Source organism: Vreelandella nigrificans, assembly GCF_002374315.1.
GTDB classification, from domain to species: domain Bacteria; phylum Pseudomonadota; class Gammaproteobacteria; order Pseudomonadales; family Halomonadaceae; genus Vreelandella; species Vreelandella nigrificans.
In genome coordinates, this window is sequence record NZ_NWUX01000051.1 from 1 (window position 1) to 2150 (window position 2150).

Here is a 2150-nt window from a genome sequence, read left to right on the forward strand (position 1 = left end):
AGCCCTGTGGAATACCGGACTCAGGAAATGGCAGTCAACTGATAGAGCTAACTGTCCAATAATTGGGGGTCAGTTCATAGAACTCAACAGCAGCCACGATGACCTCATAGCCACATTTTGTAGCGCGTGGTAACGAATCCGTGAGGAACGAGCAAATAAGGCACCCGCGTAGCACTCAATAGCAGCCACGATGACCTCATAGCCACATCTTGTAGCGCGTGGTAACGAATCTGCGAGGCACGAGCAAATGAGGCACCCGCGAGATGTTTAGTACATACAACGATAGAAGCGCACAAAGCGTACTTTTCACTTTGCTATGTCGAAGAAAACTGAGTAATGTCAAAAAACCATCTTCTACTTACAGTAGTATCAAACAAGCAAAACAGAGACGGTCGCCAGCGGAGCGTTTTAACGCAGCCCAGTTGTACCGGGGCGGTAGCGTGCTTTCAATATTGAATTAAAGATCTCCCAATGCTTGTTTCAGCAATTGATTATACAAATACGCCAGCGCGTTTAGCGCTACACGCTGGGTGTTGACTGCCACATGGCGCTCAGTGGCTAGGGGTAGCCTAGGAAACGTACGACTTCAGCTGCCCCCATCTCACAAGGATGACGGCAATTATTGTATCGAATGAAAAAACGTATCCAGTAAATGTACGTTTTCTCGGTTCGGATACTCATCCCACGCACGCGGATGGAGGTGCGAACCTCATTCAGGAAAGGGCTGCTGGCCATTTGGTGAACTCTCCGATGACTGTATGCATAAACAGTATAATTAGGCCTTTTCATTCTGCAATGCGCATTTTTCTATCCCATCGGAGTGGGGGTGTGCTCGATTTCAAGGAAGACTTTTTTAAATAATCATATATAACAATCAGTTGATGAGCTCCTTTGTATGTTTATGTGCAATATGTAAGGATGGCTTAAAATGATAACGCGCATGCGCATTTTTCTAGCAGGCTTTAGGGCGGGCGGTGATGATATTTCTTTTTTATCAATAGATTGGAATGCTTTTAGAGAGGTAGGCCTTCCAGGAAAACGCGCATGCGTACTAATAAACTGTTAATTTCTAAAGACAGGGGTTAGCCCATGAATCGAGAAGATTTGAAGCAAGTACGAGAAAACTGGTACGCGGCTTTTTTCGCTGGTGACGTTGAGCGCCTTGCTCAAATTCAGGCAGGCAATTTCACCGTCATTACCGAACATGGTGTTCAATCCAAGAAATCTCAGATCGACTCTATATCGTCAGCTAAGCGGAGCGGGAGTTGGTTCCCCCAAGGCGGGCGAAAGCACGATACTGAGTTAACTATTCAGGATTCAGGCGGGAGCGCTAAAGTAACTGGCCAGGGGTATAGCATCTCCGGCCAATCCAAAGGGCCGGTGGTAGAATTTTCGGAAGCCTGGGAGTGGGATGGCACTGCTTGGCGGGTTGTCAATCTGAGCTACGGTGTCGCCCGAAACCAAAATTAACACCTATGAGCCTTCTGCCTGTCAATAGGCCGCAGCATTTTTTATTGGCCGCGTAAGCGGTCAATATCAAGTCCCTGAGCCAGTGATCCTACTTCATCTGTCATCGTTGGCTGTTGATGGCTTACAGCAAAAATACCGCAAGGGTACTTCCTTTGGTCGCCTATTGAGGCTCTCTAACGTGGTAGTTCACCACTGCCAAACCGGGTTGCTCCTTGCAGGTGGGTCTGGGGCACTAGACATTCATCGGTTAACCAGCATCTGTCCTATTCAAAAAGCGGGTTACTTTACAGTCCCAGTTAGTTTCAGGTTCAGCGCCGGTGTAAGCCCACTCGCTCAGGGTGTTGATTCACGCCAGCAGGATGGATAATCAAAGTGACGGGCTTCGAGTTGGGTGTAGAAGTCGGGTTTCAGATCTCAAGATCAGTCAGCAGACACCCGGTTTCAGCACACTCCATGATGATCCAGTTAGACATTGATCATCATCCTGCTGCGTGACTAACTCGTTAAAAAGCGTTGTTCATCAAATACCTTTTCGTTCTTTAACATGAAATAGACCGCGCTCCCCAGCTTGTGAGCCAGAGCCGATAAGGCTTTGGCTTTACCCATGCGTTTCTGGAAGCGTTGCAACAGCTTTTGTGCACCTGGATTGCCGCGCAGATAAAGCACAGCGGCCTCAGAAA

General features: G+C 47.9%; 3 protein-coding genes and 1 pseudogene. 1 reads left to right on the top strand and 3 read right to left on the bottom strand.

What is annotated here, in order from left to right:
• Positions 1-457: 457 nt before the first annotated feature.
• Positions 458-544: a hypothetical protein gene (locus CPA45_RS23225; RefSeq protein WP_340640658.1), complete on the bottom strand. Its 87-nt coding sequence runs from the start codon at positions 542-544 to the stop codon at positions 458-460.
• Positions 545-558: 14 nt separating this feature from the next.
• On the bottom strand, positions 559-789 hold the full coding sequence (locus CPA45_RS23325) for a phage integrase N-terminal SAM-like domain-containing protein (protein ID WP_422822058.1): 231 nt from the start codon (positions 787-789) through the stop codon (positions 559-561).
• Between the two features lie 300 nt (positions 790-1089).
• Here CPA45_RS23325 and CPA45_RS22385 point away from each other — a divergent pair, with 300 nt between their 5' ends.
• Complete coding sequence (locus CPA45_RS22385) at positions 1090-1470, top strand: nuclear transport factor 2 family protein (protein ID WP_096655513.1); 381 nt, start codon at positions 1090-1092, stop codon at positions 1468-1470.
• Positions 1471-1965: 495 nt separating this feature from the next.
• On the opposite strand, the pseudogene CPA45_RS22390 reads toward CPA45_RS22385, so the two are convergent.
• Positions 1966-2150: pseudogene (locus tag CPA45_RS22390) on the bottom strand (IS110 family transposase); the annotation flags it as partial.

Excerpts from the sequence above, each read along its gene's own strand:
- CPA45_RS23325 (WP_422822058.1), bottom strand. The coding sequence starts at position 789 with ATGAAAAGGCCTAATTATACTGTTTATGCATACAGTCATCGGAGAGTT.
- CPA45_RS22385 (WP_096655513.1), top strand. The coding sequence starts at position 1,090 with ATGAATCGAGAAGATTTGAAGCAAGTACGAGAAAACTGGTACGCGGCT.